A 25,830-nucleotide genomic window follows, 5' to 3' on the forward strand; every position below is an offset into this window, starting at 1 on the left:
CCCGGCGTGGGCTCCGGCCTTCTGGTGCCAGCGGAAATCGGGGGGCTCCTGCGCGGCCGAGCGCGGAGACTGAAAGTGTGTAAGCTCCGCCCGACCCATGCGTTCTTCCATCATGACGAAGCTAGGTTTTCTTGGTCGCCGCCTGTCTCTGGCAGGCGCACTGCTCGTGTCCGCCCCTCTCCTCGTTGGCTGTGGATCGACGACGGTCCAGGTCGCGAGCCCGGATGTCGAGCAGCACCAGATCGTCGTCCTCGGTCAGGCGGAGGTCACGACGCCTCCCGACATCGCCCAGGCCAACCTGGGGATCGAGATCCTCTCTGCGACCGTCGGTGAGGCCACCCAGCAAGCCAACCAGCGGATGGCAGCCATCATGTCCGCTCTGAAGCAGCTCGGCATCGCCGAGAAGGACATCCGCACCAGCAACTTCACAGTCAACTTCGAGCGTCAGCCCGAGCCTCCCCACCCGTATCCGACCGAAGCCCCGGCCGCGCCCGTCATGGCGCCGGCTCCCACCCCCAAGCTGGGGAGTGCGACCAAGGGAGCAGCGGCTGGCGCGAGCGCCGCGGCGGCGGCCTCCGCTCCTGCAACGCCATCGATCGTGCCCGTTGCCCCGCGTGGTTTCTACCGGGTGAGCAACACGGTGGAGATCACCCTCCGTGACCTCAGCAAGGTGGGACCCGCCCTCGACGCCGCCATGGCTGCAGGTGCGAACAACATCTGGGGCGTCTCCTTCTCCATCGACAAGAAGGACGCCGTTGCGGCCCGGGCTCGTGACGAGGCCATGAAGGATGCCCGCTCCCGCGCCGAGGCGCTCGCCCGTCTCGGTGGAGTCACCCTGGGGGAGCTGGTCTCCATCCGCGAAGATCTCACGGGCGGCGTCGCCTCACCCATGCCGCGGATGCAGGCCATGAGCGCTGGCTACGGCTACGCTCACGACTCCGTCTCGATCTCGTCGGGAGAGGTCCGCTTCGGCATGCAGATCCGCGTGGTCTACACGCTCAAGCCGCGCTGACGCCGCGCATCACCTCGCGCAGGTGAGCGCATCCGCTCCGACGGCCGAGATCTGGAGGTTGGGAAGGTAGTCCTTCTCGAACGAGCCGTCGGAGGGGCGGAAGCGGCTGACCTGCGCGCCCACCGGATCAGCGGTGAACAGGTAGAAATCTCCCCCCCACGACGCGATCGCCCACGCGCTGGGCAGCATCAGCCCTGGCAACACGAACGAACCGAGCACCGCGCCGGAGTTCGGATCGATCTCCACGAGCTGCAGGGGGCTGGTGCGGTAGAAGCCGAAGAGGCGCCCACCTCCGGTCGAGCGGAGGTCCCCGTCCTCGAAGGTGAAGGGGGCGCCGACCTGGCCGACGACCGTCCGCACTCCGCCCGGAAATTCGAGCCGCGCGAGCCCGGTGGAGGACTGATCCCCGGTGGAGGTCCTCAGCCCGAGCGTGAAGAGCGGCTCGTCCTGCCGCCCTCGGAGAAAGGTCATCCCGATCTGCGTCGCGTCGTTCGTGAGCCGGAGCTCGTCTGCGCTGCAGCTCAGGTTGCTGAGCTCCACGCGGGTGACCCACCCCTCGGTGCCGTTGTTGAGGGCGTTGACGAGCATGTACCCGTCTCGGCTGATCGTCATCGTGTTCGGCAGCCGCGGACCACCGAAGGTCAGGCAGGGGATCTGGCCGACGAAATCGAGCCGCCGCTCCACAGGCCAGAAGTGATAGACGCGCCCGTTCGAGGCGAGCACGTAGATGGGCTCGGCGCTGTCGTCGCAGACCGGCGGTGGCTCGGGTTCGGGGAACGGACCAGTCGGGTTGGGCTGGGTGGCGCCAGGACCGCTGCTCGGACCCGGACCTCCTGCGCCCTCACCGCCCGGCGGCTCCTCGCCTTCGAGCACGCCGAGCAGATCGTTCCGCGCACCGCAGCCCACGAGAGCGCAGCACAGCAAGGGCAACGCGAGCATCCGGAGTCGCACGTCCGTTCCTTTCCGCAGCCGCTCCGCCCCCGAGAGGTCGGACCGTCGTTCCTGCTCACGGTACGCGCGGCTGGCTCGTGATGGAATCGGGAGTCCGGGGGACAGGCTGTTCGCCCCCTGACCCGTGTGATAGGGCGTCGCCATGTGGCGCCTCGCTTCCGTCGGCCTTTTCTCCCTGCTCTCTCTCGCCGCATGCGGCGGTAACACGCCGGGGGGACCGGCCAATCCGGATGACCCGACCCCCGAGGTGCCGAGGCGTTTCGCGCTCGACGGCGATCCCAACGGCCTCTTCTGGGATGCGGCGAACGAGACCTTGTACATCGCCGATGACAACAACAACCGAATCCTCGCCTGGACCGAGGAGGAGGGCGTCACGCTCGCCGCGGAGCTTCCTCCGGCCCCGCCGGATGGGCCGGGGCTCGGGCAGGTGGTCAAGCTCGCGGACGGGACCTTCGTCGTCCCGCGCTTCGGCTTCGGCACCTCGGGCGCGGTCGTCTTCGTGCGACCCGACGGCACCTCGGGCGAGGTCCCGAACCTCGATCCCAAGCGTCGTCGCCTCGGCCTCACCGTCGCAGCAGACGGGACGCTGTACGACTCGTTCTTCGTCTCCCTCAACGGCGTGAAGAACGGCAGCGTCGCCCGCCTCGATCTCTCCGGGACCGAGACCGAGGTGATCACGGGCCTGCAGAAGCCCGTCGGCGTCCTCGCCGTGGATGACCACTTCATCGTCAGCGATCAGGATCGCGATCTCATCGTGCGCGCCCCGATGAACGCACCCACCTCCCTGGAGGTGATGGCTCAGCTTCCGGGCCCGGACTTGCTCTGCGAGGGACCGGACGGCTCGATCTTCAGTGGTGGCAAGCAAGGGAGCGTCCGCCAGATCTGGGGCAGCGGCCGCTTCACGGAGATCGCCGGCGATTTCCAGGAGGTCCGAGGTGTCGCCTACGACGCCGCACGCCGCCGCCTGTTCATCGCCGATCACGATGGCACCGAGGCCGATGGCGTGAACCACGCGCTCCACATCCTCCCCATCGAGTGATGCAGCACCCCCTCCCACCACGCCGGGTGCAGCTCACATCGCGTGTCCACACGCGCATGCGGCGCCAGCTGTCGCGGCTCGCAAAGCGCTCGGCGCTCGCCCTGCTCGGTACATCGCTTCCTCTCACTTCGGCCGCGGCCTTCGAGCCGGAGATCCAGCCGCTCCTCGTCGGCGAAGCCGACGCACGGGTCCACTCCGCCGAGCGCGTCGAAGGAGAGGACGGCTTCGCCATCGCGCGCCTCCGCCTCGGAGCGCGCGCCCAGCTCGCACCTTGGTTCATCGCCGTCGGACAGGCCGAATGGGCTCTCGAAAAGCCGGTGTTGCTCGACGCTTACGCTGCGGTGCGGCCATCGGCGGAGTGGGAGATCAGCATGGGGGCCCGCAAGACACCGCTCTTCGCGTCCGCACGCGACGACGTGGTGTGGATGCTCCCCGTCCCCGAGCGCTCCATGGTCACCCGCGCCTTCTGGCCTTCGCGTGACGTGGGCATCGAGGTCCACCGATTCCCCACGCCCAGCCTCCCGATCGAGGTGTGGGTGCGCGGCGGCAACGGCTCCGGCAACGTCCTCGGGAACGACAACAGCGACTACTCCATCGACGCGCGGCTCGACGCCGCCTTCGGCCGCGCCTTGCCCACGGCCTCGGCCACCACCTTGCTCGGCCTCCGTCTCGGCGCCGGCGTCCACGCCGAAGCCGCGGAAGACCGGCCTGGCGTTCGAGCCACGACCGCCGACGGCTTTCTCTTCTACCGCTCCCCGACCGTCTTCGGACCGCGGCGCGTCATGGAGGCGCACCTCGTCGCCTTCGCCGGCCCCGTCAAGCTCACGGCAGAGGTCACGTACGCCCACGAGTCACGCGCCAGAGACACCGACGGGAACCCGGCGACCCCCCGCGTCTCACAGGACCCGATCAACTCGTCGGGCATGATGTTCGAGGTCGCGTGGATGGCCGTCGGCGCCTGGCGCACGCCGGGTGTCTGGCCGACCAGCACGGGCTCCGGCCCCTTGCCAGGTGCGCTCGAAGTCGCAGGGCGCTTCGAGCGCATCGACCTCGCGCGTGGGGCCTCCGACGTCACCCCTGGAGGCGCTACCGCTGGGGCCGCCGCCGTCCGCTGGTGGGCGACCCCCTTCGCTGCGCTCTCGGCAGCAGGCTACATGACGTATTACGACCTGCCTCCGATCGAGTCGCCGGAGACGACGTACTCCTTGATTGGCCTCGTCCGCGCGACCTTTCACATCCCCGTCCCACGACCCAGGAGCTGAGGTGTGTGCGCGTCGCACGACGGGCTCAGGACATCAGGAGACGACGTTCGTGAGACGACGTTCAGCGCCACGGCCCTCGCTGGAAAAGTCCTGGGGGAAATCCCGTGGACGGCTTGTGGGGTCCGGTACAGGCCCTGATGGAACCGCCTCGGACGACGACCTCAGCGGGACGTCCAGTGCGTGATCTCGCCCGGAAATCATCAGGTCGGTCCTGAAGGCGGAGCCGCAGCAGGCTTTCCGAGCGCGCCTGCATGGAAAGTTGGCCGGCACTTCCTGTAGGCTCGACCTTGCTAGATAGCTGACTCTGTTCACGGGCTGCCTCTCCAGGTAACTCGAACGGAGGCGGGGGAGGCAGGGGGGGAAATGAGCAGCATCGTCGGTGCGAGGGTTGTCTCGAGCGTGCGGCCATCCGCACCTCCAGGCCGCGATCTGGTCGAAGAACCTCGCCGAGCACTGCTCGCAGTGCGGCAAAACGAGAGTCGACTTCGCGAGAACGAGGAGCGGCTGACACGCGCGCTCGCCCACACGAACACGTTGATCCTCGACCAGGACGCGCTGCTTCGGTACACGCGGATCGATCCGGCGACCCCTCAGACGGAGCGCGCCATCGGCCACACCGACGAGGAAGTCTTCGGTCGTGTCGAGGCGGCGTCGCTCACCGCCATGAAGCGGAGCGTGCTCGCGACGCGGGTCCCGATGCGCGAGGACGTGGAGCTCGTCGTCGAGGGAGAGCGCCGGATCTTCGACGTCTCCGTCGAACCGATCTGCTCCGCGTCCGGGGAGGTCGTCGGGATCACCTCCATCGCCACCGACATCACCGAACGCAAGCACGCCGAGGAGGCGCGTCGAGCGCGTGAAGAGCGCATCCGTGAAGCGCAGCGCATCGAGAGCCTCGGGATGCTCGCTGGCGGCGTCGCCCACGACTTCAACAACCTGCTCATGAGCATCCTGAGCTTCTCCGAGCTCGCGCTCACCGACGTGCCCGCTGGCGCCGCCGTGTGCGAAGACATCGAGCGGATCCAGATCGCCGCGCGTAGAGCCTCCGATCTGTGCAAGCAGATGCTCACCTACGCGGGCCGAGGCCGCTTCCAGCAGAAGGGCTTCGACCTCGCAGAGCTGGTCCGCGAGATGCCCCGTTTGCTCGAGGTGGGGCTGCCGAAGGGCGTCACGCTGCGGTACGACTTCGCTCAAGGCGCCTTGCCGATCGCAGGGGATGCGACCCAGATCCGCCAGGTGATCATGAACCTCATCTCCAACGCGACCGACGCGCTCGGTGATGCGGGAGGCGTGGTCACCCTGGAGACCGGGCTCGTCGACGCCGACGCCGCCTGCCTTTCGCAGATGCGCTTCGGCGAGACCCTCGATCCCGGCCGCTACGTGTGCTGCACCGTGAGCGACGGCGGGTGCGGCATGGACGACCTCACGCAGCTCCGCATGTTCGATCCCTTCTTCACGACCAAGCGCGCCAGCCGCGGTCTGGGCCTCGCGACGGTCATCGGCATCGTTCGCAGGCACGGTGGCGCGATCCGGGTCGAGAGCCAGCCGGGCCAGGGAACCACGGTCCGGATGCTCTTGCCGTGCACCGGCAAGACGGCATGAGCTGAAGGCTCGGTCTTCAGGCGTCGAGCATCGTGTCGATGGCTCTCCGCTTCGCCAGGAAGACGAACATCGACGGCACGAGGAACAGCGACAGCAAGGTCGACGAGGCGAGGCCGCCGACCACGGCGAGGGCGAGGGGTCGGTTCGACTCCGTCCCGTGCTCGAGACCCAGGGCCACGGGCATCAAGCTGATGATCGTCGCCAGGCTGGTCATGAGGATCGGCGTGAACCGAACGCGACCTGCCTCGACCGCCGCCTCGACGCGGTCGGCCCCCGCCTGAAACACACGGTCCGCGTGATCGACGAGCAGGATCCCGTTCGACACGGCGATCCCGATGACCATGAGCGTGCCCATCATGGCCGGGATCGACAGCCCCTCCCGTGAGGCCAGCAGGGCCATCACGATCCCGACGAGACACACCGGGATGGTGAACAGCATGACCAGCGGCAAGCGCAGCGACTTGAACTGCGTGGTCATGATCATGAACACCACCATCACCGCCAGACCGAGCGCGACCCCGAGACCCGAGAACGTGGTGCGCATCAGCTCGACCTGCCCGGCGAGCGAGAACCGAGCGTCCCGTGTCCTGGGGTCCTCCAGGAGCCGGCTCTCGAGGTCTGCGGCGGTGGTGCCCAGGTCGCGCCCTTCGGTCTGCATCATCACCGTGGCCACCCGCTGGAGGTGGTTGCGCTCGATCGCGACCGGGCCTGCGGCGCGCTCGATCGTCCCGTAGCTCCCCAGCGTCACCGCGCCGGCGCTCGCGTTCGCCAGGATCGGGACCTCCCGCAAGCGCCCGGGATCCTCGATCTGCGCTCGATCGTAGGCCGTGACGACGTAGTACGACTGGCCATTCGCCGAATCGACCCACACCGACGGGCTGTTGATGTTCCCGAGCGTGGCCTCGAGCGTCGTCTGCGCCGCAGCGCGTGCCGTCACCCCCACGAGCCCCGCCCCCTGCCGGTCCGTCGTCACGCGCAACTCCGGGTAGTCGAGCTGCAGCGCCGGGTACACGTCGCGCACCCCGGGCACCCGCCGCGCCACGTCCGCCACCGCTTGCGCCTGCGCCTCCAGCACCTCCAGCCGATCACCGCGCACCTCGACCACGAGCGGCGCGTTGTAGCCGTTCGAGAAGACGCTCGCCACGAGGCCACCGGGAGCTTGCAGCATCTCCACACCCGGGAAGCGCCGCGCGAGCACCTCGCGCATCGCGTCCGCGATCTCTCGCTGGGTCCGCGCGCGCCGCTCCGGCGGGGTCAGTGCGAGGCGGATGAACCCCATGTGCGGCCCCGCGTTCGGGCTGCTCATCTTCGACCTCGCCTTGCTCGGCGACCCCACGTTCAGGAGGACCAGCTCCACGTCCTCCGGCGGCAGCTCCTCGCGCAGCGTCTTGCCCATCTCCTGGAAGATCCGCGTCGACTCGTCGAGCGACGTGCCGGGCGCGAGCCGCACGTAGACCCGCTCCATCGACTCGTCGATCTCCGGAAAGAACGAGCTTGGCAGCCTCGACGCGCCGTACACGCTGGCGGCCACGAGCACCAGCGTGCCCCCGACCACGAGCCAGCGGAGCCCGAGCGCCGCCCGCAGCGCCACCGCGTAACCGCTCGACAGGCCCTCGACCATCCGCTGGAGGGCGCGCGCGAGCCGGCCTGGCTCTCCGTGGCCGAGCAGGTAGCGGCAGGCGACGGGCGTGACCAGCATGCTCACCAGGTAGCCGGCCACCATCGCCGAGGCGACCGTCAGCGCGAGCGGGGAGAACAGCTTCTTCGCGAGCCCCGTCAGCAGGATGACCGGCAGAAGGACGGCGATGGTGCACAGCGACGCCGCGAGCGCCGGCCCTGCCACGAGCCGCGCTCCCCGGAGCGCAGCGGTGGCCGCGTCGTCACCTTCTTGCCTTCGGCGGTGAATGGACTCCAGCACCACCACCGAGATGTCGACCAGCGGCCCCATGGCGAGCGTCAGCCCGCCCAGTGTGAACGCATTGAGCGACTGGCCCGTCGCATAGAGGACGAGCAGGATCACGGCGAAGCTCAGCGGGACCGAGATGGCCGCGATCAGCACCGAGCGTGCGCTCTGCAGAAAAACGAGGATCACCGCTGCGATGAGGAAGAGCGCCTGCACGATCTCGCGCCGGAGCCCGGTGATGGCCCCCTTCACGAACGTCGACTGATCGAAGATCGGCCTCACGGAGAGGCCAGCCGGCAGATCTGGCAGGTGGGTGAGCGCCTCCTTGATCGAGTCCACGATCTGCACGGTGTTCCCACCCGGGATGCGCAGCACGTTCAGGTAGACGGCAGGCTCCCCATCCACGGCCACGAACTGCGTCGGCAGCGATCCGCCGTCTTCGACCTGCGCCACATCGCGCACCAGCACCGGCGCGCCGTCGACCACCTTGATCACCGCCTCCCCGATCTCGTCGACCCGGGGCGCGACGGCGTTCGTGTACACGTTGGCCTCGAAGCCTGGCGTCATCAACCGCCCCGAAGGGAGCAGCGCGTTCGCCTTGTCGACCGCGGCGGCGACCTCCGTGGACGTGACGCCCCGGGCCTGCGCGCGCGCTGGATCCACGAAGACGTTGATCTGCCGCTCGCGTCCGCCGTTCGGGGAGGCGCTGGCGACGCCGGGGATCCCCTCGATGATCGGCTCGATGGTGTTGACCGCGAAGTCGTAGAGCTGCGCGCCGCTGAGCCCACCGCCGTGGACGGCCACCTGGAGGACGGGCGCGTTCGAGGGATCGTACTGCAGCACGAACGGCGGAAGGACGCCGAGCGACTTCGGCACCGACGACATCGCGAACGCCACCTGCTGCTGCACCAGCGACTGTGCGGCGTTCAGATCGGTCCCCCACTTGAGCCACACATAGATGATGCTCAGGCTGTTGCGCGACTCGCTCTTGATGTGGTCCACGCCAGGAGTCGCCGCGATGAACTTCTCAAGGCGCCAGGTGATCGTCTTCTCGACGTCCGTTGGCCCGAGCCCGGACGCCAGCGTGCCCACGATGAGCACCGGCGGCGTCAGCTCCGGGAATGTGTCGACGCTCATGCGCGGCGTCACCACGGCCGAGAAGACCAGGAGAGCGAGCCCGATGACGAGCACCGCGAGGGGATTCTTCAGTGCGAGCCGGGTCATCGCGGCGGCACCGCCGGGATCACCGCAGCCGGGATCGGGGTGTGGGGCGGTCTTTTCGAGACATCTCCTTCCACCTTGGCGCGCACGACGTTTCCGTTCGCGAGCTGGCCACGCCCCTCCACCACCACGAGCGAGCCGGCGGGGAAGTCGGGCGTGACGAAGAGGCTCTTGCCCGCCTCGCCCAGCACCTGCACCGTCACCGAGCGCGCAACGTCCTCCTCGACCAGGAAGAGAGACGCCTTCCCGCCACGCACCGTCGCTGCGCGCAGGGGAATCTCGAGCGCCTCCTGTGCTTCTCCGACCTCCGCGCGCACCTCGGCCGTCGTCCCCACGGGCAGTGCGCGCTCTGGATCGGGCACATCGATCTCGACGTGCAGCGTCCGCGTCATCGGGTTGGCCGCTGCGGCTCGCCGCGACACCCGCGCCGTCATCGCGCGACCCGTGGCCATCATCCTCAGCTCGACCTCGGCGCCAGGCGCAACGGCGCTGAAATCGGCCTCTGGCACGTCGGCCGTCACCCGGACGAGCCCTCGATCGATGAGCGTCAGCAGCGCCTCGCCAGGTCGCACGAACGAGCCGGGGTCGATCCTGCGTCGGACGATCTCGCCATCGAACGGCGCCCGGAGCGTGCAGTCGTTCACCTCCAGGGTCTTGCCGGCGAGCTGTGCCTTCAGCGCCGCGAGCTGTGCGTCGGCTGCCGCGCTCTGTGCCCGCTTCTGCTCGGCCTCGTTCCTGGAGACATACCCTCCGCCCACGAGATCCTGCACCCGCGCCGCCTCGCTCGCGAGCGCCCGCTGCCGCTCGTCGAGCGCCCGCGCTTGCATCGCGACGCTCCTGTTCCCGGCGCTCGCGCTCCGACAGTCGAGGGTGGTCACCACCTGGCCGCGCTTCACGGCGTCGCCGGGGCGCACCAGCACGGTCTCCACGTACGCCGAGACGAGCTGCGGACCGATGTCGGCGCGCTGCCACGGTTCGAGCGTCCCCACGAAGCGCCGCGACGGTCGGTAGCGCGTCGCGTGCGCTGGCGTGACGGTCACCCCACGCGGCTCTTCCGAGAGCGCCGTTGCTCCCACCCCCTCGGCCCGTCTCAGCAGCGCCGCGCCCCCGCCCAGCGCACCCACCACGATCACGCCACCCACCCCCAGCACCCACCGCTGCGCTCGCGTCACGTGACCCATCAACGTGCCTCCGCGACCACGCGATCGAGCAGCACCCGCGCCCGCGCCGCCTCGAATTCCCCGATCGCCCGCTGGACCTCGGCCTCGACCCGAACGGCCTCCGCGTCGATCAGCTCCAGCACGGTGCCGAGCCCTGCCTCGAACCGGGCCTCGGCCTGCGCGTGGTTCGCGCGCGCCGAGATCGCTGCCCGATCGAGCGCCAGCAGCGCCACCTGCGCCGTCTCCGTCGCGATGTAGGCCTGCCGCACCGCCGCGATCTGTGCCAGGCGCGCGGCGCCGAGTTCTGCTGCCTTCACCACCTCGATCTCGCGCAGCGCGTCTCGGCGCGCCTTGATCGTCGGATCGTGGAGCGGAACGTTGAGGACCACCCCCACGCTCCAGTTCGGCACGATCGGCGCGAAGCCGTACCCTGGGATCGTTTCGCCGTTGGTGGGCGGTGCACCCCCGGCACGCCCGGAGAGCGCCGCCGCGAGGGCCAGGTCCGGGCGCAGCTGGGCCTCCAGGGCGCGCGTCTCCGCCCGGGAGACCTCCACCTGGGCCTCGGCTTGCCGCACCTCGACACTCTGCCGGCGCGCGCGCTGCAGGAGCTCCGAGAACGGGGGCAACGTCCCGCGTTCCTCACCACCTCCGCCTGCATCGAGCGCCTGCTCGGGGACACCCACCACGGCCGCCAGCAGCGCCTGGGCTGCGGCGAGCGCCCCCTCTGCCCGCACCTGCGCCACGTCGAAGCGCGCCACCTCCGCCTCGGCCCGCGCCACATCCACCGGCGTCCTCAGCCCTGCCTCGACACCTGCCCGCGCTGCCTCACGGTGAGCGCTCGCGCGTCCTGCCGCCTCGCGCGCCGCGACCTCCACCGAGCGCGCCGCACGCACCGCATGGAACGCCTCCGCCACCTGCAAGGAGACGTCGAGCTGCGCTCCGTCTTCCATCCTCCGGGCCAGCTCGGTCTGCGCGTCCAGCGCCGCGGATTGCGCCGCGATCCGGCCGAAGTCGAAGAGCTGCTGCCGCGCTCCCACGGCGACCAGCGACGACGCGTAGGGCGCGAGGTCCGGCTGCGTCGCGATGCGCGTCGCCCCGACGCGCGGAAGGCTCACCCCGTTGTTCGCCAGGATGGCTGCCGTCGAGTTGTTCATCGTCGCGCCGAAGAGCTGCGCCGTGCCGTTGACGCTGGGCAGCCACTGCGCGCCTGGCGCCTCCGCCGCGACCAGCGCGGCCTTCACCCGCGCGCGCGCCAGGTGGAGCGAGGGGTTGTGCGCTCGGGCAAAGCGCAGGGCTTCGCTCAGCGTGATCGCCTTCGCGTGGGGGACCCATCGTCCTTGGCTCACCTCCTGCGCTGCGACCGCGTGGGAGCCGCTCAGCAAGCCGGCCACGAGGAGCGCACACCGAAAGAGTACCCGGCCACACCGTCGTTCGAGCATCGCCCGGGTGTCCGAGCATCAACGATGCCACCTCCTCGACAGGCATCATTCCAGGCAGATCGTTCGAGTTCCACCCTGGCTGAGCCACACGGACAGACCCACACCACGGAAAATTTCCCGACCATCCTGGGAAAATTTCCGTGTCGTCACCTTTTGAGGGCCTACGATCCGGCTCCCTCCCGGATGGTACGGAGCGTGCTGTTCGAGGAGGGCTCCCCCATCTCGATGCTGCTCGGACTCCCCAGCCCCCGGCCCACGCTCGCGTCGAAGGCCGCTCGCTTCCTCCGCCGTGGGTGGATGGTCCCCTCGGTGGCGCTCGCGTTCGTGGCCATCGCGGCCATCGCGCTGCACGACGAGCAGCGCGACCACGAGGCCGCCCTCGAAGCCCTCGCCCGCCAGCAGCAGATGTTCGCCCTCGTGCTCTCGGACGAGCTGGTGGCGCGCCTGTCGGCTGTCCAGCGCGACGCCCACGTCGTCGCGGACGACCTCGCGGCGGCTCACGATCCACCCGCCAGCCTGAGACAGGCCTACCAGAGCATCGAGGTGACGCCCGCCGCCCAGCGCCTCCGCGAGCCGCCACCAGCGCAGTCGCTGCGGGTGGAGGCCCCCTCCTCGGACGGGCGCACCGTCGCGCTGACCGTGCCGGTCGCGTGGCTGATCCGCTCGTCGAGCCGCATCGAGCGAGGCGGTGACGTCGTCGTCCTCGTCCGACCACCCGGGGACACGCGCTGGCAGACCGTGAGCAGCGCCCAGCGCATCAGCGAGCCGCTCACGCAGGCGGTCGCGACGGGGAGCGAGACCGCCCGCCTCGAACCCCACGAAGCGGTCGCCCTCGGTCTCCCTGAACGGCGCGCCGTCGCCGGCGTCATCACCACCGACACCGGGCGGCTAGGCCCCTTCTCCGTGGCCGTCGTCGCCAGCGCTTCGCACGAGCGCGAGCGGTGGTATCGCACCCGCAGCCGCCTCCTCGCGGGCGTCCTCGTCCCCGGAGGCCTCATCGTCGCCTTCGCCGCGGTCGCCCTCCGACGGCAGCGCCGCGAGCTGGAGCTGGAGAAGAAGCTCGCCCTGGCCGCCCTGATCCGGGCCAGCGACGAACGCCTCGCGCGGGCGAGCCGCGCCGCCACCACGGGCACCCTCGCCATGGGCATCGCGCACGAGATCTCCACCCCCCTCGGGGTGATCGTCGGGCGCGCCGAGCAGCTCGAAGCTCGGGTCGGCACCGATCCGAAGGCTGTGCGCGCGCTCCACGCCATCAGCGAGCAGGCCGGCCGGATCAGCGAGGTCGTCCGCGGCTTCCTCGATCTCGCCCGTGGAGGCGCGCCCTCGCTGCGCCCGGTCGATCCCGAGGACGTCGTGCGCGGCGCCCTGCGCCTCGTCGAGCACCGCTTCCTCACCGCCAGCGTCCTGCTCGTGGCGGACATGGACGGCTGCCTGCCCGTGCTCTCCGGCGAGCTGCGCCTCCTCGAACACGCCCTGGTCAACCTCCTGCTCAACGCTTGCGAGGCGAGCGTGAGCGGGGCCCGCGTTTCCCTCTCCGTACGGGGGACGCCGACCACCGTGGACTTCCTCGTCGAGGATCGAGGCTCTGGCATCCGGGCCGAGAACATCGCCCGCGCCACCGAGCCCTTCTTCACGACCAAGCCGGAAGGAGCGGGCCTCGGCCTCGCCATCGCCCACGAGATCGTCAGCATCCACCGCGGGACCCTCTCGCTCGAACCCCGCGATGGCGGTGGCACGCGCGCGTACGTGCGGTTGCCCAGGGGAGGAGACCACGCCGATGCCTGATCGCGCCCGCGCTCCGCACGTCGTCGTCGTCGACGACAAGATCGCCATGGCCGAGATGCTCGCGGACGGCCTCGTCGATCGCGGCTTCTCCGCCGTCGCCGTCGCCACGGGCGCGCAGGCCCTCGCCCAGATCGAAGCGGAGCCGGTGGACGCCCTGGTCACCGACCTGCGCATGCCAGGCATGGACGGCGTCGAGCTGCTCGCCGCTGCCAGGCGCGCCGCTCCCGATCTCCCGGTGATCGTGATGACGGCCTACGGCGCCGTCGACACCGCCATCGAGTCGATCCGGCGCGGCGCGTACCACTACCTCACCAAGCCGTTCAAGCTCGACGAGCTGATCGTGTACCTGAGCCGCGCCCTCGACGAGGCGAACCTGCGGCGCGAGACCCGCACGCTGCGCCGCTCCTTGCAGGGCCAGGCGCCACGCGATCGCATCGTCGCCCGCAGCGCCTCGATGCGCGCCGCGCTCGACGTGATCGAACGCGTCTGCGGGAGTGATGTCCCGGTGTTGCTCACAGGCCCCACCGGCGCCGGCAAGGGCCTTCTCGCCCGCCATCTCCATGCCGAGAGCGGCCGCGCGAACGGCTCGTTCGTCACCGTCAACTGCGCGGCCCTCCCCGAACCCCTCCTGGAGAGCGAGCTGTTCGGCCACGCCAAGGGCGCCTTCACCGGCGCCTCCACGCGGCGCCCTGGCCTCTTCGCCGAAGCGGAGGGCGGCACCCTGTTCCTCGACGAGATCGGCGAGATGGCCCCGCCCCTCCAGGCAAAGCTGCTCGACGTCATCGAACGCCGCGTCGTGCGCCCCCTCGGTTCGGTGAAGGAGCTCTCCGTCGACGTACGCATCGTCGCCGCCACCCACCGCGATCTGCGCCGCCGCGTGGCCGAGGGCCTGTTCCGCGAGGACCTGCTCTACCGTCTCGACGTCGTCGCTGTGCGTGTGCCGCCGCTGCGCGAGCGCCGCGAGGACATCCCCGAGCTGCTCGAGCGGTTCCTCAGCGAGGCCCGGACCCGCCACCCCTCGGCGTGCGTGCAGCGGCTCTCTCCCGCGTGCATGACCCAGCTCCTCGACTACCCGTGGCCCGGCAACGTGCGCGAGCTCGCTCACACCGTGGAGCGCCTCGTGCTCCTCGGTCGGACGCCCGAGGCGCAGCCCCCGGACGCCGCCTTGCCCCACCCGGTGCTGGCAGACACCCCCGCTCCCGAGTTCGCTGGGCCCGTGCTCACCCTGCGTGAGCTGCAGCAGCGCTACGTCCGCTGGGCGCTCGTCGAGCTGGGCGGAAACAAGACCCGGGCCGCCGAGCGCCTCGGCATCGATGTGAAGACGCTGACGAAGTACCTGCTCTGATTCACACGGCAGGGCACGCGCCCCCGCCGCCCCGCCGAGCAAAGCGCGTCGGGGCCCCACCACCCCGCGATCCACCCGGGAAATCAGGCATGTCTCGCCGCTTCGGGCCTGACGTCGGGGCACCGAGAGGTCTGGGTCGGAGGACCCAGAGAGGGGGGTCGCCGACGGGGAAGATTGGGTCGGGCCACCGAGACGTCTGGGCCGGGGACCGAGAGGGATGGGTCAGAGGACCCAGAGAGAGGGGTCGTGGACGGAGAGGGATGGGTCGGAGGACCCAGAGAGAGGGGTCGTGGACGGAGAGGGATGGGTCAGAGGACCAGCGGTGGAGGTCGTGGACCCAGAGGGATGGGTCGGATGACGGGTCGAGATGGGTCAGGGCACCGAGAGGACTGGGTCGGAGGACCCAGAGACAGGGGCCGTGGACGGAGAGGGCCGAGGCGGGCGACCCCGCGGTAAAGGTCGAAGGACCCACGGGGCGCGGTCAGAGACCGATGGGTCGTGGTGGGTGGACCCAGCCGCGAGGGCCAGTGGACCGAGTGGCGTGTGTGGCTCGACGCCGAAGGCCGAGGCCGAGGAGCAGCTCACCTCGCAGGGGCCGACGGACCCGTTTTGCGCTCAGGCCTTCTGTGCGGCCGCGATCCAGAAGCCACCCAGGCGGTGGAGCGGCGAGTCGCAGAGCGCCCACTCCGCCCGGCGCAGGGCGTTGCGCAGCACGGGGACCCGCATGGCGATGGCCGCGGGCGTGACGATGCGCACCCCGCGCGCGTCCACCAGCCGAAGCCCGGGGGGCAGGTAACGCTCGGCCTGCTCGGGGGTGTCGAAGCGGGTGTAGACCGCGTCCTCGCGGGTGGTCGCGCTGATGGCGCCAGCAGGCCCGAGCCGCTTGGCGAGGCCCCGGAAGCTCCAGGGGTTGTAGAACTCGGCGAGGACGTGCCCACCAGGGCGCACGACGCGCGCCATCTCGGCCAGCGCGCCGCGGATGTCCTCCACGTGCGCGAGCACCTTGAAAGAGCAGGCGACGTCGAAGCTCGCGTCGGGGAAGGGGAGGGACGTGGCGCTGCCCTCCTGCACGTCGAGCCCTCGGGCGCGCGCGCGCTCGAGCATGCCGGGCGAGAGATCGACGCCGCTCGCCGTCCGCGCGAACGACTGGATGCGGGCGAGCAGGAGGCCCGTACCGCAGCCGACCTCGAGGACGTCCCGGCCGTCGCCGAAGCGGCGCACGAAGTCGACCTCCAGATCATCGACGAGATCGTGGTAGCCGCCCGGGTCCTTCCCGCCGCGACGATCCTCGTAGCGCGCGGCGAACTCGTCGTAGTAGCTGCGCGTCGCTGCGAGGTGCGGGTCGGTGTCGGCGGGGCGCGTGCCCGAGGCGGGCTCGGGGCGTGACGCCGGCGGAGGAGACGAAGACGATCCCATCGCCGCTGCTGTACCGCGCCTCGGGCCTGGTGTCTCGCGTGGGTAGGTGCCGGGGCGTCACCCGATAACCTCATCGAGGCGGCCCGGCGGCGAGCTGGATGGGCGCGTGTGAAGGAGCCGGCACCATTGCAATCCTACACCGCTCGCTCGACCCTCGATTCGCGCAGTGTGGCCCTGTGAGCAGCCCGCCGACCAACGAAACCATTTCGACGAATACCCTCCAGCGGGCCAACGTCGGAATGCCATGGCGGGCCATCGACGGCGCGCTCGGGGCAACGCACGATGCTGATCCACCTCGTGAAATGACGCCTCTTCGCGTCGTTGTGTGGTGCAACGATGCGATGCGACGGGACGCTGGAGAGCGGTCGTGTGCATCGCCCGCACACTGTCATGTTTCATTGAATTGATTATGCGACGGTCAGGACATCCGGTGCTGGGGTATGGCGTGTAACGAATTCGGTTTCGTTCGTTTGATTGGTTGCTTATAAGTGCTCTGGTTCAGGTCGGAGCGGACGTGGTGCCTGATTCGCGAGGCGTCGCGCGTCGTTTCGTGCTTATCGTCGACTCAAGCAGGGGTGGCCTCCTTCGGCGGCGGGATCGTGTGATCCTGCCGTAATGGGCAGGTCCATCTCGTCCGAGGTGGTGAATCATGGCAAAAGCTCGATCGTGGTGGCAGCGCTGTGGGTCGGTGATGATGTCGGGGCTGACGGTCGCCGGCGTCGCTGCCTTCTCGGTGCTCGGGTGTTCGGCCGAGCCCGCGTCTTCTGTGGGAGAAGAGGGCGCCGAGCGGACTGACGTCGCCGGGATGTCGTTCGACGAGTTCATGAAGCTCGTCCATCGAGAGCCCGATACGGGTCTATACATCATCAATGGTGACGAGCCCGTCATCAGCATTCGCGAGCTGGAGCAGATCCATCTGACGATGGTCCAGGAAGGAGGCCTCATCGTGCATCAGGTGGGCAGCTCGGACTCGAAATGGGACGACGTCCAGAGGCTCAATCTCAGGTATTGCGTGAGCACGGGCTTCGGCGCGAGCTACAACACGGTGGTGAGCGCGATGGCGGCTGCAGCGGCCGACTGGGAAGCGGCAGCCAACGTCAAATTCATTCACGACACCAGCCAGGATTCGGCGTGCAACGCGTCGAATCCCAACGTCGTCTTCGACGTCAACCTCGTCTCGGGTCAGCCGTACCTCGCGCGCGCGTTCTTCCCCGACTACCCGCGGAGCCTGCGCAACGTCCTCATCGACTCGAGCTCGTTCGGGCCCATCCCTCCGTGGACGCTCACGGGGATCTTGCGGCACGAGCTCGGCCACGTCCTGGGCTTCCGGCACGAGCACACCCGCTTCGAGGCCGGGTTGGGATGCTTCGAGGACACCAGCTGGCGCGAGCTGACGGTCTACGACGCCGCGTCGGTGATGCACTACCCCCACTGCAACGGGACGCAGACGGGGGATCTGGTGCTCACGGCGCTGGACAAGGAAGGGGCGGTGGCGCTCTACGGGACGGGATCCGGGTCGGAGCCGACGACGTGCACGCGCGACAAGTGCTCGGCGGGCCCTCTCCTGAACGGCGCTCCCTGCGGTGCATGTGTACAGAGCATCTGTGCGGCGGATCCGTTCTGCTGCGACAACTACTGGGATGACCTCTGTGTCGCACAGGTCTACTCCGTATGCGGCAGCGTGACGTGCAGCACGGGGACCTGCGCTCATGGACTGTGTCAGCAGGGCGGTCCGCTGACGAACGGCTGCGATTCGAACGGTGTCGTCGCGACCATCTGCGCCGCCGATCCGTACTGCTGCGACACGTACTGGGACAGCTACTGTGTCGGTCACGTCAGCTCCGTCGCTGGCAAAACCTGTGACTGAGCGGAGCGCGCTGCGCTGAACCCGCGCGAGCCAGCGTCGGGGATGGTTTCGTCGTGCAGTGCGTTTCAGTACGCTCGAACGCATGAGCAACGACGATCGCCAGTTCCCCGACTGGCAGCAGGTATACAAGGACGGCGCTGTCGAGCAGCTACCCTGGTACAACCCTGACCTCGACGCGGATCTGGCGCGCGCGCTGGAGCGGCTCGGGATCGCGTCCGGAAAGGTGCTCGATCTCGGGACGGGTCCCGGGACCCAGGCCCTTCACCTCGCGCAGCGGGGCTTCGACGTGACGGGATCCGATCTGTCGCAAGGGGCCGTCGCGTACGCGGAGCAGCTGGCCGCAGAGCGCGGACTCTCCATCCGCTTCGTGCTGGACGACATCCTGAACAGCACGATCGCGGGCCCCTTCGACGTCGTCTTCGATCGCGGCTGCTTTCATGTGCTGCCGCCCGAGCGTCGGGCCGACTACGTCGCCGCGGTCCGTCGTCTGGTCGCGCCCGATGGTCATCTCTTCGTGAAGTGCTTCAGTAGCCTGCAGCCCGGAGACGTGGGGCCGCATCGCTTCACGCCGGAGATGATCCACGAGATCTTCGGTGGCAGCTTCGAGGTGAGCTCGGTCGATCAGACCGTCTACCAGGGTCAGCGCGATCCCTTCCCGTTGGCGTTGTTCTGCGTCCTCCGGCCTCGTCCTGCTGCGAACGGTTGAGCGCATCCTCTCGGCGCCGTGCCTCGCACGGTGGGCTCGCGCCGCGGCCTTCTTGGCCCACCCGAGGGGCGCCTGATAGCCGCAGAGCATGCGCCCAGTGGATGACCTCCGCGTGGCGCCGCGATCGAAGCGCGTACGTGCGCTCGGGATCGCGGCAGCCCTCCTCGCCTCCTCGACACTCTCTCTGCCGACGCCGAGCGTCGCCGCACCTGGACCTCAGGGCGCACCGCCCATCGCCGCCAGCCACGCGACACAGCAGGTCACGCTGGCCGAGGTGAACTCTCAGGTCGACCCAGCGGCCACGCACTTGCCGGATCTCACCGACATCCTGCGCCAGTCGGCCGAGGCGGAGCTGCGCGCGATCGACTGGGGGAAGCAGGGGCTGCGCCGCGGGTACAAGGTCTCCGCGGCGATCACGCGCCTGGAGAGTGGACGCGAGGGGAAGACGCTGCGTGCCTCGTGCGCCGTGTCGGCCGCCGTGCGTGACGAGCGAGGCTCGCTCCTGGTCATTGTGGAAGGACGCGCCCGCGCCGAGGAGGAGGGCTCCTTGCTCGCCAGCGCCGAGCGTGGCGCGCTGGAGGGCGCGGTCCACGGCGCCATCCACCGCCTGCCGGAAGCCATCCGCAAGGCGCAGTGAACCCCCCGCCGACCCGGGCGTGAGGGGAGGGCGGGCGCCCTGCGAGGCGCCGTGTGCTATCCCTCGGGGATGCAGATCAAAGCCCGGGATGGAAAGGTCTACGACGTCAGCAGCGCGCCGCCAGGCGGCACGCACGAGGTGCGCCTCGGCGGATCCGTGGTGGGCACGTTCGTGCTGCTGCCGCGGGAGACTCAGGTGGAGGTGAAGAGCAAGCAGGTCGACGAGACGCTGCTCGTCGACATCGCGGACCGCTTCGTCGATGCCGGCGGGGCGCCGATGGGGATCCTCTGACCGAGCGATCCCCGGGCCCCGCCGAAGCGACGCCGCGTCAGCTGCCGGGGCTGAACATGATCGGGTACACGACGGTGACGATGCCGCCCTCGGGCTGCGGGAACGACAGCCCGTAGAAGGCGCGGACGACGCAGGAGACGACGCCCCCATCCGGCATGTCCGAGCCGCCGTTGCCGACGTTCGACACGGCGCCGTCACGACCGATGACGAAGCGCACGCCGACGCGGCCCTGCAGGTTCGGGTTGTTGCGCAGACCGTTCTCGTAGCAGAGGCGGAAGCGACCGAAGTTCTGCCGCACGATACGCTGGATGACCTCCGGCGGCAGGCGGCCGCTCACGGTGGTGGCGCCCATGCGCACCTGCGGGGGCTTGGTGCGGTGCGAGCCACCGAGGCGACCATGGCCCGAGCCGAAGCCCTGACCGGTGCCGGTGCCCGACCCGTGGCCGATGGTGCCGATGTTGCCGAGGCCGATGCCTTCGCCGCGGCCGCCACCGCCCTCGCCGATGCCGGAGAGGCCGAGGCCACCAGCGCCGAACGAGTCGCCGATCTCACCACCCCACATGTTGCCGCGCGCGCTCAGCGCGTCGTTGCCGAGCGAGTCGTCGCGACCCCAGGGCGCGGTCGGCGCATTGGGATCACCACCGGCGCCCGCGTTGAGCAGACCGATCATGCCGAACTCCGCAGCGTCACGGAGCGCAGCCTGGCGAGCGATGTGGGGGTCGGCGTTGTCGGCCGGGCCCTTCACGCCGTAGCGGTTGCCGGTCGCCTTGGTGTTCGGGTTACCCATGGAACCCTCTTCACCCTTGGCGCGCGTCCCGGTGCCGCCTTCCTTGTTGTCGGCGGAGTTCTCGGCGACCTGCTCGGTCTCCTTCTCCTCCATCTCCTTCTCGGCGGCGGCCTGCAGGTACTGCTGGATGAGGTACTGCTGCTCCGCGGAGATGCCCCCGTCCTCCGTCCCACCGAGCGGCGGCATGAAGAACGCCATCGCCGCGAGCAGGCCCGCGTGCACGCCGAGCGAGAGGCCTTGGTAGAGCAGGCTCTGCGTGTCGAACGAGAAGTGCCCCGCCACCGCGCGGCCCGCGTTCACCGCGGAGATCTGGAAGATCAGACCGTCCAGCTCGACGCGCGCCTTGGAGCCGCTGGGCAGCGCGACCTGATAGGCACCGGACAGCTCCGCGCAGGGCTGCGCGCGTCCCGTGTCGATCGCCTGCTGCAGCGTGATCTTCGGCTGACCGGGCAGCTCGATCGTGCCCGTCGCGCGCGGCAGGAGCACCACGCTCACCGCGCCGCCGCGATCCGCGAGCAGCACCGGCGCGCGCGTGGTGCCGAGCTTCTCGGAGGGGACGAAGTAGTCGCACTTGAAGGTCTTGCTCTCCTCCTCGCCGACGTAGAACGAGCGCGGGGGCGTCAGGTGCTCCACGTGCAGGACCGACTGGTCCCACAGGATCATCACCTCGACCGAAGCCGCGTTCGTCTCGACCTCCTCGTTCGGCACGTCCGGGCCCGCCTTGACGAGCGTGTACGTGTACGAGCCCTCGGGCGCGTCGTGAGGCACCTCGTCGTGCGCGGGGGGAGGCGCGAAGGGATTGGCGAGACCGAAGGGATCCGCAGCACCACCCGCGAACGGGTTGCCACCCGCGAACGGCGCTGCAGGGGCGGCACCACCGAACGGGTTCGCGGCGAAGGGGTTGGCGGCAGGCGCTGCGGCGAAGGGATTGGCGGCGGGCGCTGCGGCGAACGGATTCGAGGGGACGGGCTTCGGAGGCATGGCAGCAGCGGCAGCGACGGCGACGGGCTCTGCGCGCTCGACGACGATGCGGGTGCCACCGATCTGGATCTGGTCGCCGGCGTTCACCTTGCACTTGTTGACGCGCGCGCCGTTCACCATCGTGCCCGGCTCGTTGCCGAGATCGATGAGGGTGATGTCGGAAGGCGAGGTCACCTCGACGACCGCGTGCATGCGCGAGGCGAGCTCGTCGTCGATGCGGAGGTGGCTCTTCGGGTCCTTGCCGACCTTGATGATGTCCTGCGTGACCGTCTCGCGACGGAGCAGCGCTTCGTTCTGGTAGAGCGCGAATGTGATCGCGACCTTCTGCTTGCCTTCCATCTCCGACCCTTCCTGATGCGCCCTGGGGCGCCGTGTCCCCGAATCGGGGAGTATTCTACGCAGGGCGCGCCTGCTTTTGTCTTTTGTTTGGCTCTCGACGGGTTCGTTTCGCGCCGACGACGCGCGGCGCGCAGGGCTCGTGCCCCGGGATCTCAGGACGCCAGGAACGTCGAGGCCGACCGATGTGCGACTCGACAGCGCCTCGGGACCAAAGTTCCCGAGAGAATGTGGTTCTGAGTGTTTCCGCGGGAAAACCCGCGAATCGTGACGCGCGGGGCGGGCGAGGGGCTCCACGCCGCGCCTCTTTTTCCAGAGGGAGTGTGTGTAAGCCCCCCCATGACCCTACCGAGCCAGCGGTGCCTCGGGTGCGAGCTCGACCGTGATTCGGAGGCGAGGACGGAGCGGATGGAAGCGCTCGACGAGCATGGAGCAGGCTTGACGTCCTGCGCGGTTTATGGACGACAGCCCGGACGCGCGTGACGGCGGACGTCACCTGGCGAGGGCGGCGTAGGTCTTCTTGCGGAAGTTGGCGCCGAGATCGACGTGGCTGTGCGGCTGGAGCTGCGCCATGACGACGCCGACGAGCTTCTTCTGAGGGTCGACCCAGAAGTAGGTGTTGAAGAAGCCGCTCCAGGAGAACGTGCCCACCGAGCCCAGATCGGGGCTCTTGCTCGTGTCGGTGACGAGCCCGAAGCCCAGACCGAAGGCGTCGCCGTGCTCCTTCTCGGTGAAGGTGACGTCGGTGGTGTGGTTCTTCAGCATGAGATCCACCGTCTCCTTCTTCAGGAGGCGCACCCCGTCCAGCTCGCCGCCGTTCAGCATCGCCTGCGCGAACCGCGCGTAGTCGTTGACCGTGGAGACCAGGCCTGCGCCGCCGGAGTAATACTTCCCGTTCCAGTCGAGCGGGTAGCTCGCCGAGTAGACGGCGCCGTTCTTCTCCACGGGGCCGTCGGGGAGCCGCTCGATCGTCTGATCCTCCTTCGGCTGGTAGACCGCGGCGAGCCGGGTCTGGTGCTCCGCCGGCACCCGGAAGTGGGTGTCGTTCATCTGGAGCGGCTTGAGGATGCGCTCGTAGAAGAACTCCGCGAGGGCCTTGCCGGAGGCCACCTCGATGACGCGTCCGAGCACGTCCGTGCTCAGCCCGTAGCCCCAGTCCGAGCCCGGGTGGAACGTGAGCGGTGCGAGCGCGATTCGCCGCGCGCCGTCGGCCACGGTCCCCTTCGTCTCCGTCAGCCCGTCAGAGACGCCCGCGTAGCGGTACTGCTTCTGGAAGTAGGGGGTGGTCATGAAGCCGTAGGTGATGCCGGAGCGGTGGGTGAGGAGATCCTCGACGGTGATCTCACGCTTCGCGCGCTCGCGCTTGTACTCACCCTTCTTCTTCGGATCGGGCACACCGACCGTGATCTTCTTGAACTCGGGCACGAACTTGGACAGCGGGTCCGAGAGGGCGATCTTGCCTTCCTCGACGAGCATCATCACGGCCACGCTGGTGATCGGCTTCGTCATGGAGCAGATGCGGAAGAGCGTGGTCGCCGTCATCGGCGTCCCGGCCTCCGCGTCCTGCAGCCCGTGGGCCTCGTGGTACTTCACCTCTCCGTTCTGAGAGATCATGGCCACGGCCCCTGCGATCTTCTTGTCGGCAACGAGCCCCGCCAGGTAGGCGTGCACCTCCTCGAAGTTGTCCTTCTCGGGCTCCGCGTTCGCGTTCACCGTCGCGCTGGGAGCGGCTTGCGATGGACGCGGCGGGGTCGGGGCCTCCTGGCTGCCTCCGCAGGCGACGCCGTTCACGAGGATGACGAGAGGGAGGAGGAGGCGACCTGCTGCATTCATCGCAATGGGCATTCAAGGCTCCTTGGGCTTGCGGTTCTGGCGCGCGCTCCTGTCGTGCAGCACGCCACCGGAGGCGCTGGAACAGCGTGGGCCGAGGCTAGCATCGAAGTTTTTCTACGGCCACGCTCCGGCGTCGCCGCTTCCGGTGCGCGCGGCCTGGTTGCGCGTTCGATCGCGATTGGGTGTAGTAAGCGCGAGCCGTGCGTCGGTGACCTCCGCTCCCCGTGAGGACCCTCCGTCGCGCTCGCGTCCTTCCTGCGGTGCAGGTGACGCGGTCCCTCCGTCGCTGCTCCAGAGTCGTCCCCGTGTCCGAGCCTCTTCGCCCAGCGGTCATTCCCGCGCCTCCACCGCCTGACGCGCCGCGCCTTCTCTTCCGTCGAGGTCGCAGGTCACCGCGCGCCATCGCCTGGCTCGGGGCCAAGTCGTTCTGGGGGCACCTCTGGCACCTCGTGGCGAGCGTCATCGCCACCGAGGACATCGACAGCCGCGACTGGATGCGCGCCGACTCGCCCGAGGCCTTCACCTCGCGCGTCGCCGAGGAGCTGGGCGCAGGCCGCCCTGGGGCCGACAGCTTGACCGAGGCGCTCGGCGAGGATCTCTGGATCGATTTCGTGGCCGACACGGGGGACGACGTCTCGGTGAGCGCCGCCGTGGCGCAGCTCATCTTCTCGACGTACGAGGTCGAGGACGAAGCCGGAGAGCGGCTGACCCTGCCGCGCGGGCACGTCCTGCTCTTCGGCGGCGACACCGCCTACCCGGTGGCGACCGAGCTGGAGATCAACAACCGCGTCATCGCGCCCTGGAACGCCGTCCTCCGGCGCTTGCCTTCCGATGGGGCCTCGCGCGTCCTGCTCGGCGTCCCCGGGAACCACGACTGGTATGCAGGCCTCGACGGCTTCGGTCGCATGTTCCGAGCGCGCCGGGGCACGATCGACCGCGCATCGCGGGTGATGCCGCCGCCCTCCGAAGCTGCCCCCCCGTCGTACCTCGGACCGCCATCCCACACTGGACCCCTGTCGCACCCTGGACCCCTGTCGCACGCCGCGCCACGCTCGCGCGGCCCTGGCGAGGTGGGTGATCCCGAGGAGCGCGAGGGCAACATCGGTCACTTCATCGCCTGGGTCGAGGCCTTCAGCGTCGGGACGCTGGTCGCCAAGCGACCCGCCTTGCCGCTCGAGGGCTACACGCCGGTGCAGAACGCGAGCTACTGGGCGCTCCACCTCGCGCCCGGGCTCTCGCTGTGGGGGCCGGATCGGCAGCTGCGGGCCGTCGACTTCCAGCAGCGCCTCTTCTTCGCCGAGGAGCGCGCGCAGGATCCATCACGAGGCGTCGTGCTGTGCCTGGCCGATCCGGTGCGGGCCTACTTCGAGCCGAGCCGTGCGGGGACGGACATGCTCGCCGCGCTCGATGTCTCCATGGAGCGGGACGGCGTGCTCGTGCTCACTGGCGACACGCACCATTACTGCCGGGAAGTGGTCGGCGCGGGCCAGCACGTCATCGCGGGCGGCGGCGGCGCCTTCCTCCACCCGGCCCGCATCCAGCGCCGCGGCTTTCCCACCCCGGCGGCCGAGTTCCCCGGGCAGCGGGCCTCGCTGGCCCTCGCCATGGGGATTCCTTTCGAGGTCGCCCGCGGCCGCTCCGGGTTCCTCGTCCACTTCGGGATCGCCCTCCTCTACGTGCCCACCGTCCTCTCCGCGCTCGAGAGCGGTGCACCCGGGCTGACCATGGCGACCGCGACCGCTCTGGTCTGCTGGGTGATCGCGTGGGCCATCGGGGGCTGGCGCAGCGGCAAGGCCCTCTCCATTGGCATGCTCGCCCTGCCGACGGCCATCGGCCTCGGATTCCTCCCCGTCCTCGCGGCGAGCTTGCTGGGGCCCGTGGTGCGCGGCCTCGGCTTGCCGATCTGGGGTGGCCTCCTGGCCATCACCCTGGTCGCGGTGGCGCTCGGCGCCTTCCTCTTCGGCGCCTACCTCACGGCCTTGACCCTGCTCGGCCTGGAGCAGCACCAGGCGTTCAGCGCCCTCGCGCACCCGGGGTACAAGCACTTCGTCCGCCTCCGCGTCCGGCGGGACGGCAGCGCGATCGATGGCTGGGTCCTCGGCAAGATCGATCCCTTGTCTCGCGAGGAGGGGCCTGTCCTGGTCGACAGGTTCACCTGGCGCAATCCAGGCGCGGCTCCGGCCGGCCCGGGCTCAGGCACGCCACGTCGCTAGAGGGTAGAGGGGAACCGAGAAGGGGGGAGCAGGAGCGCCTGCTGGCG

General features: G+C 69.6%; 18 protein-coding genes. 11 read left to right on the forward strand and 7 right to left on the reverse strand.

What is annotated here, in order from left to right; all coding sequences use genetic code 11:
- Positions 1–166: 166 nt before the first annotated feature.
- Complete coding sequence (locus tag CMC5_RS18680) at positions 167–1,012, forward strand: SIMPL domain-containing protein (RefSeq protein ID WP_169796585.1); 846 nt, start codon at positions 167–169, stop codon at positions 1,010–1,012.
- 9 nt (positions 1,013–1,021) lie between these two features.
- Here the strand turns inward: CMC5_RS18680 and CMC5_RS18685 are convergent, their stop codons facing one another.
- Complete coding sequence (locus tag CMC5_RS18685) at positions 1,022–2,107, reverse strand: hypothetical protein (protein ID WP_050431702.1); 1,086 nt, start codon at positions 2,105–2,107, stop codon at positions 1,022–1,024.
- On the opposite strand from CMC5_RS18685, the gene CMC5_RS18690 reads away from it, so the two are divergent.
- From CMC5_RS18690 to CMC5_RS18700, 3 genes are all read left to right on the forward strand, one after another.
- Positions 2,106–3,002, forward strand: a complete 897-nt coding sequence (locus CMC5_RS18690) for an SMP-30/gluconolactonase/LRE family protein (protein ID WP_050431703.1) — start codon at positions 2,106–2,108, stop codon at positions 3,000–3,002. The genes CMC5_RS18685 and CMC5_RS18690 overlap by 2 nt on opposite strands.
- Before the next feature lie 56 nt (positions 3,003–3,058).
- Positions 3,059–4,264, forward strand: a complete 1,206-nt coding sequence (locus tag CMC5_RS18695) for a porin family protein (RefSeq protein WP_050435980.1) — start codon at positions 3,059–3,061, stop codon at positions 4,262–4,264.
- Between the two features lie 462 nt (positions 4,265–4,726).
- Complete coding sequence (locus CMC5_RS18700; RefSeq protein ID WP_218920288.1) at positions 4,727–5,863, forward strand: two-component system sensor histidine kinase NtrB; 1,137 nt, start codon at positions 4,727–4,729, stop codon at positions 5,861–5,863.
- Between the two features lie 16 nt (positions 5,864–5,879).
- Here the strand turns inward: CMC5_RS18700 and CMC5_RS18705 are convergent, their stop codons facing one another.
- The 3 genes from CMC5_RS18705 to CMC5_RS18715 are packed head-to-tail and all read right to left on the reverse strand — an operon-like array spanning position 5,880 to position 11,493.
- Positions 5,880–8,990: an efflux RND transporter permease subunit gene (locus CMC5_RS18705; protein ID WP_050431705.1), complete on the reverse strand. Its 3,111-nt coding sequence runs from the start codon at positions 8,988–8,990 to the stop codon at positions 5,880–5,882.
- Positions 8,987–10,159 (reverse strand): efflux RND transporter periplasmic adaptor subunit, encoded by a 1,173-nt coding sequence (locus CMC5_RS18710; protein WP_169796587.1) that lies wholly within the window; start codon positions 10,157–10,159, stop codon positions 8,987–8,989. The genes CMC5_RS18705 and CMC5_RS18710 overlap by 4 nt, the downstream gene beginning before the upstream one ends.
- Before the next feature lie 8 nt (positions 10,160–10,167).
- The gene (locus tag CMC5_RS18715; RefSeq protein WP_169796588.1) at positions 10,168–11,493 is read right to left on the reverse strand and encodes a TolC family protein; all 1,326 of its coding nucleotides are present in this window, start codon (positions 11,491–11,493) and stop codon (positions 10,168–10,170) included.
- A 288-nt stretch (positions 11,494–11,781) separates the two neighbouring features.
- Here CMC5_RS18715 and CMC5_RS18720 point away from each other — a divergent pair, with 288 nt between their 5' ends.
- Both CMC5_RS18720 and CMC5_RS18725 read left to right on the forward strand, forming a co-directional pair.
- Positions 11,782–13,371: a sensor histidine kinase gene (locus CMC5_RS18720; RefSeq protein WP_156338717.1), complete on the forward strand. Its 1,590-nt coding sequence runs from the start codon at positions 11,782–11,784 to the stop codon at positions 13,369–13,371.
- Positions 13,364–14,716: a sigma-54-dependent transcriptional regulator gene (locus CMC5_RS18725; protein WP_082363470.1), complete on the forward strand. Its 1,353-nt coding sequence runs from the start codon at positions 13,364–13,366 to the stop codon at positions 14,714–14,716. Before CMC5_RS18720 ends, CMC5_RS18725 begins: the two co-directional genes overlap by 8 nt.
- A 615-nt stretch (positions 14,717–15,331) precedes the next feature.
- On the opposite strand, the gene CMC5_RS18730 is transcribed toward CMC5_RS18725, so the two are convergent.
- On the reverse strand, positions 15,332–16,132 hold the full coding sequence (locus tag CMC5_RS18730; RefSeq protein WP_082362593.1) for a class I SAM-dependent methyltransferase: 801 nt from the start codon (positions 16,130–16,132) through the stop codon (positions 15,332–15,334).
- Positions 16,133–16,781: 649 nt separating this feature from the next.
- Here CMC5_RS18730 and CMC5_RS18735 point away from each other — a divergent pair.
- The 4 genes from CMC5_RS18735 to CMC5_RS18750 all read left to right on the forward strand — a co-directional run bounded on the left by CMC5_RS18735 (position 16,782) and on the right by CMC5_RS18750 (position 19,633).
- Positions 16,782–17,999 carry a zinc metalloprotease gene (locus CMC5_RS18735; protein ID WP_179955527.1) on the forward strand — a complete coding sequence of 406 codons (1,218 nt, stop codon included), beginning with the start codon at positions 16,782–16,784 and terminating at the stop codon, positions 17,997–17,999.
- Positions 18,000–18,081: 82 nt separating this feature from the next.
- Positions 18,082–18,705, forward strand: a complete 624-nt coding sequence (locus tag CMC5_RS18740) for an SAM-dependent methyltransferase (RefSeq protein WP_050431709.1) — start codon at positions 18,082–18,084, stop codon at positions 18,703–18,705.
- A 97-nt stretch (positions 18,706–18,802) separates the two neighbouring features.
- Positions 18,803–19,342, forward strand: coding sequence for a hypothetical protein (locus CMC5_RS18745; protein ID WP_050431710.1), 540 nt, complete (start codon positions 18,803–18,805; stop codon positions 19,340–19,342).
- 69 nt (positions 19,343–19,411) lie between these two features.
- Positions 19,412–19,633 carry a hypothetical protein gene (locus tag CMC5_RS18750; protein WP_050431711.1) on the forward strand — a complete coding sequence of 74 codons (222 nt, stop codon included), beginning with the start codon at positions 19,412–19,414 and terminating at the stop codon, positions 19,631–19,633.
- 37 nt (positions 19,634–19,670) lie between these two features.
- On the opposite strand, the gene CMC5_RS18755 is transcribed toward CMC5_RS18750, so the two are convergent.
- Together CMC5_RS18755 and CMC5_RS18760 are read right to left on the reverse strand one after the other, a co-directional pair.
- A complete protein-coding gene (locus tag CMC5_RS18755) occupies positions 19,671–21,740 on the reverse strand; it encodes an AgmX/PglI C-terminal domain-containing protein (protein WP_050431712.1) in 2,070 nt (689 codons plus the stop codon).
- A gap of 489 nt (positions 21,741–22,229) precedes the next feature.
- A complete protein-coding gene (locus CMC5_RS18760) occupies positions 22,230–23,582 on the reverse strand; it encodes a serine hydrolase domain-containing protein (RefSeq protein ID WP_050431713.1) in 1,353 nt (450 codons plus the stop codon).
- Between the two features lie 293 nt (positions 23,583–23,875).
- Here CMC5_RS18760 and CMC5_RS18765 point away from each other — a divergent pair, with 293 nt between their 5' ends.
- Positions 23,876–25,783: a hypothetical protein gene (locus CMC5_RS18765; protein WP_050431714.1), complete on the forward strand. Its 1,908-nt coding sequence runs from the start codon at positions 23,876–23,878 to the stop codon at positions 25,781–25,783.
- Positions 25,784–25,830 lie beyond the last annotated feature (47 nt).

This window comes from Chondromyces crocatus (assembly GCF_001189295.1).
GTDB lineage: Bacteria > Myxococcota_A > Polyangia > Polyangiales > Polyangiaceae > Chondromyces > Chondromyces crocatus.

Bases quoted from the DNA above. Each gene is read 5' to 3' on its own strand.
- CMC5_RS18685 (WP_050431702.1), bottom strand. From the start codon at position 2,107: ATGGCGACGCCCTATCACACGGGTCAGGGGGCGAACAGCCTGTCCCCC.
- CMC5_RS18750 (WP_050431711.1), top strand. From the start codon at position 19,412: ATGCAGATCAAAGCCCGGGATGGAAAGGTCTACGACGTCAGCAGCGCG.
- CMC5_RS18755 (WP_050431712.1), bottom strand. From the start codon at position 21,740: ATGGAAGGCAAGCAGAAGGTCGCGATCACATTCGCGCTCTACCAGAAC.
- CMC5_RS18740 (WP_050431709.1), top strand. From the start codon at position 18,082: ATGAGCAACGACGATCGCCAGTTCCCCGACTGGCAGCAGGTATACAAG.
- CMC5_RS18730 (WP_082362593.1), bottom strand. From the start codon at position 16,132: ATGGGATCGTCTTCGTCTCCTCCGCCGGCGTCACGCCCCGAGCCCGCC.
- CMC5_RS18735 (WP_179955527.1), top strand. From the start codon at position 16,782: ATGGCAAAAGCTCGATCGTGGTGGCAGCGCTGTGGGTCGGTGATGATG.
- CMC5_RS18760 (WP_050431713.1), bottom strand. From the start codon at position 23,582: ATGCCCATTGCGATGAATGCAGCAGGTCGCCTCCTCCTCCCTCTCGTC.
- CMC5_RS18695 (WP_050435980.1), top strand. From the start codon at position 3,059: ATGCGGCGCCAGCTGTCGCGGCTCGCAAAGCGCTCGGCGCTCGCCCTG.
- CMC5_RS18690 (WP_050431703.1), top strand. From the start codon at position 2,106: ATGTGGCGCCTCGCTTCCGTCGGCCTTTTCTCCCTGCTCTCTCTCGCC.
- CMC5_RS18705 (WP_050431705.1), bottom strand. From the start codon at position 8,990: ATGACCCGGCTCGCACTGAAGAATCCCCTCGCGGTGCTCGTCATCGGG.
- CMC5_RS18725 (WP_082363470.1), top strand. From the start codon at position 13,364: ATGCCTGATCGCGCCCGCGCTCCGCACGTCGTCGTCGTCGACGACAAG.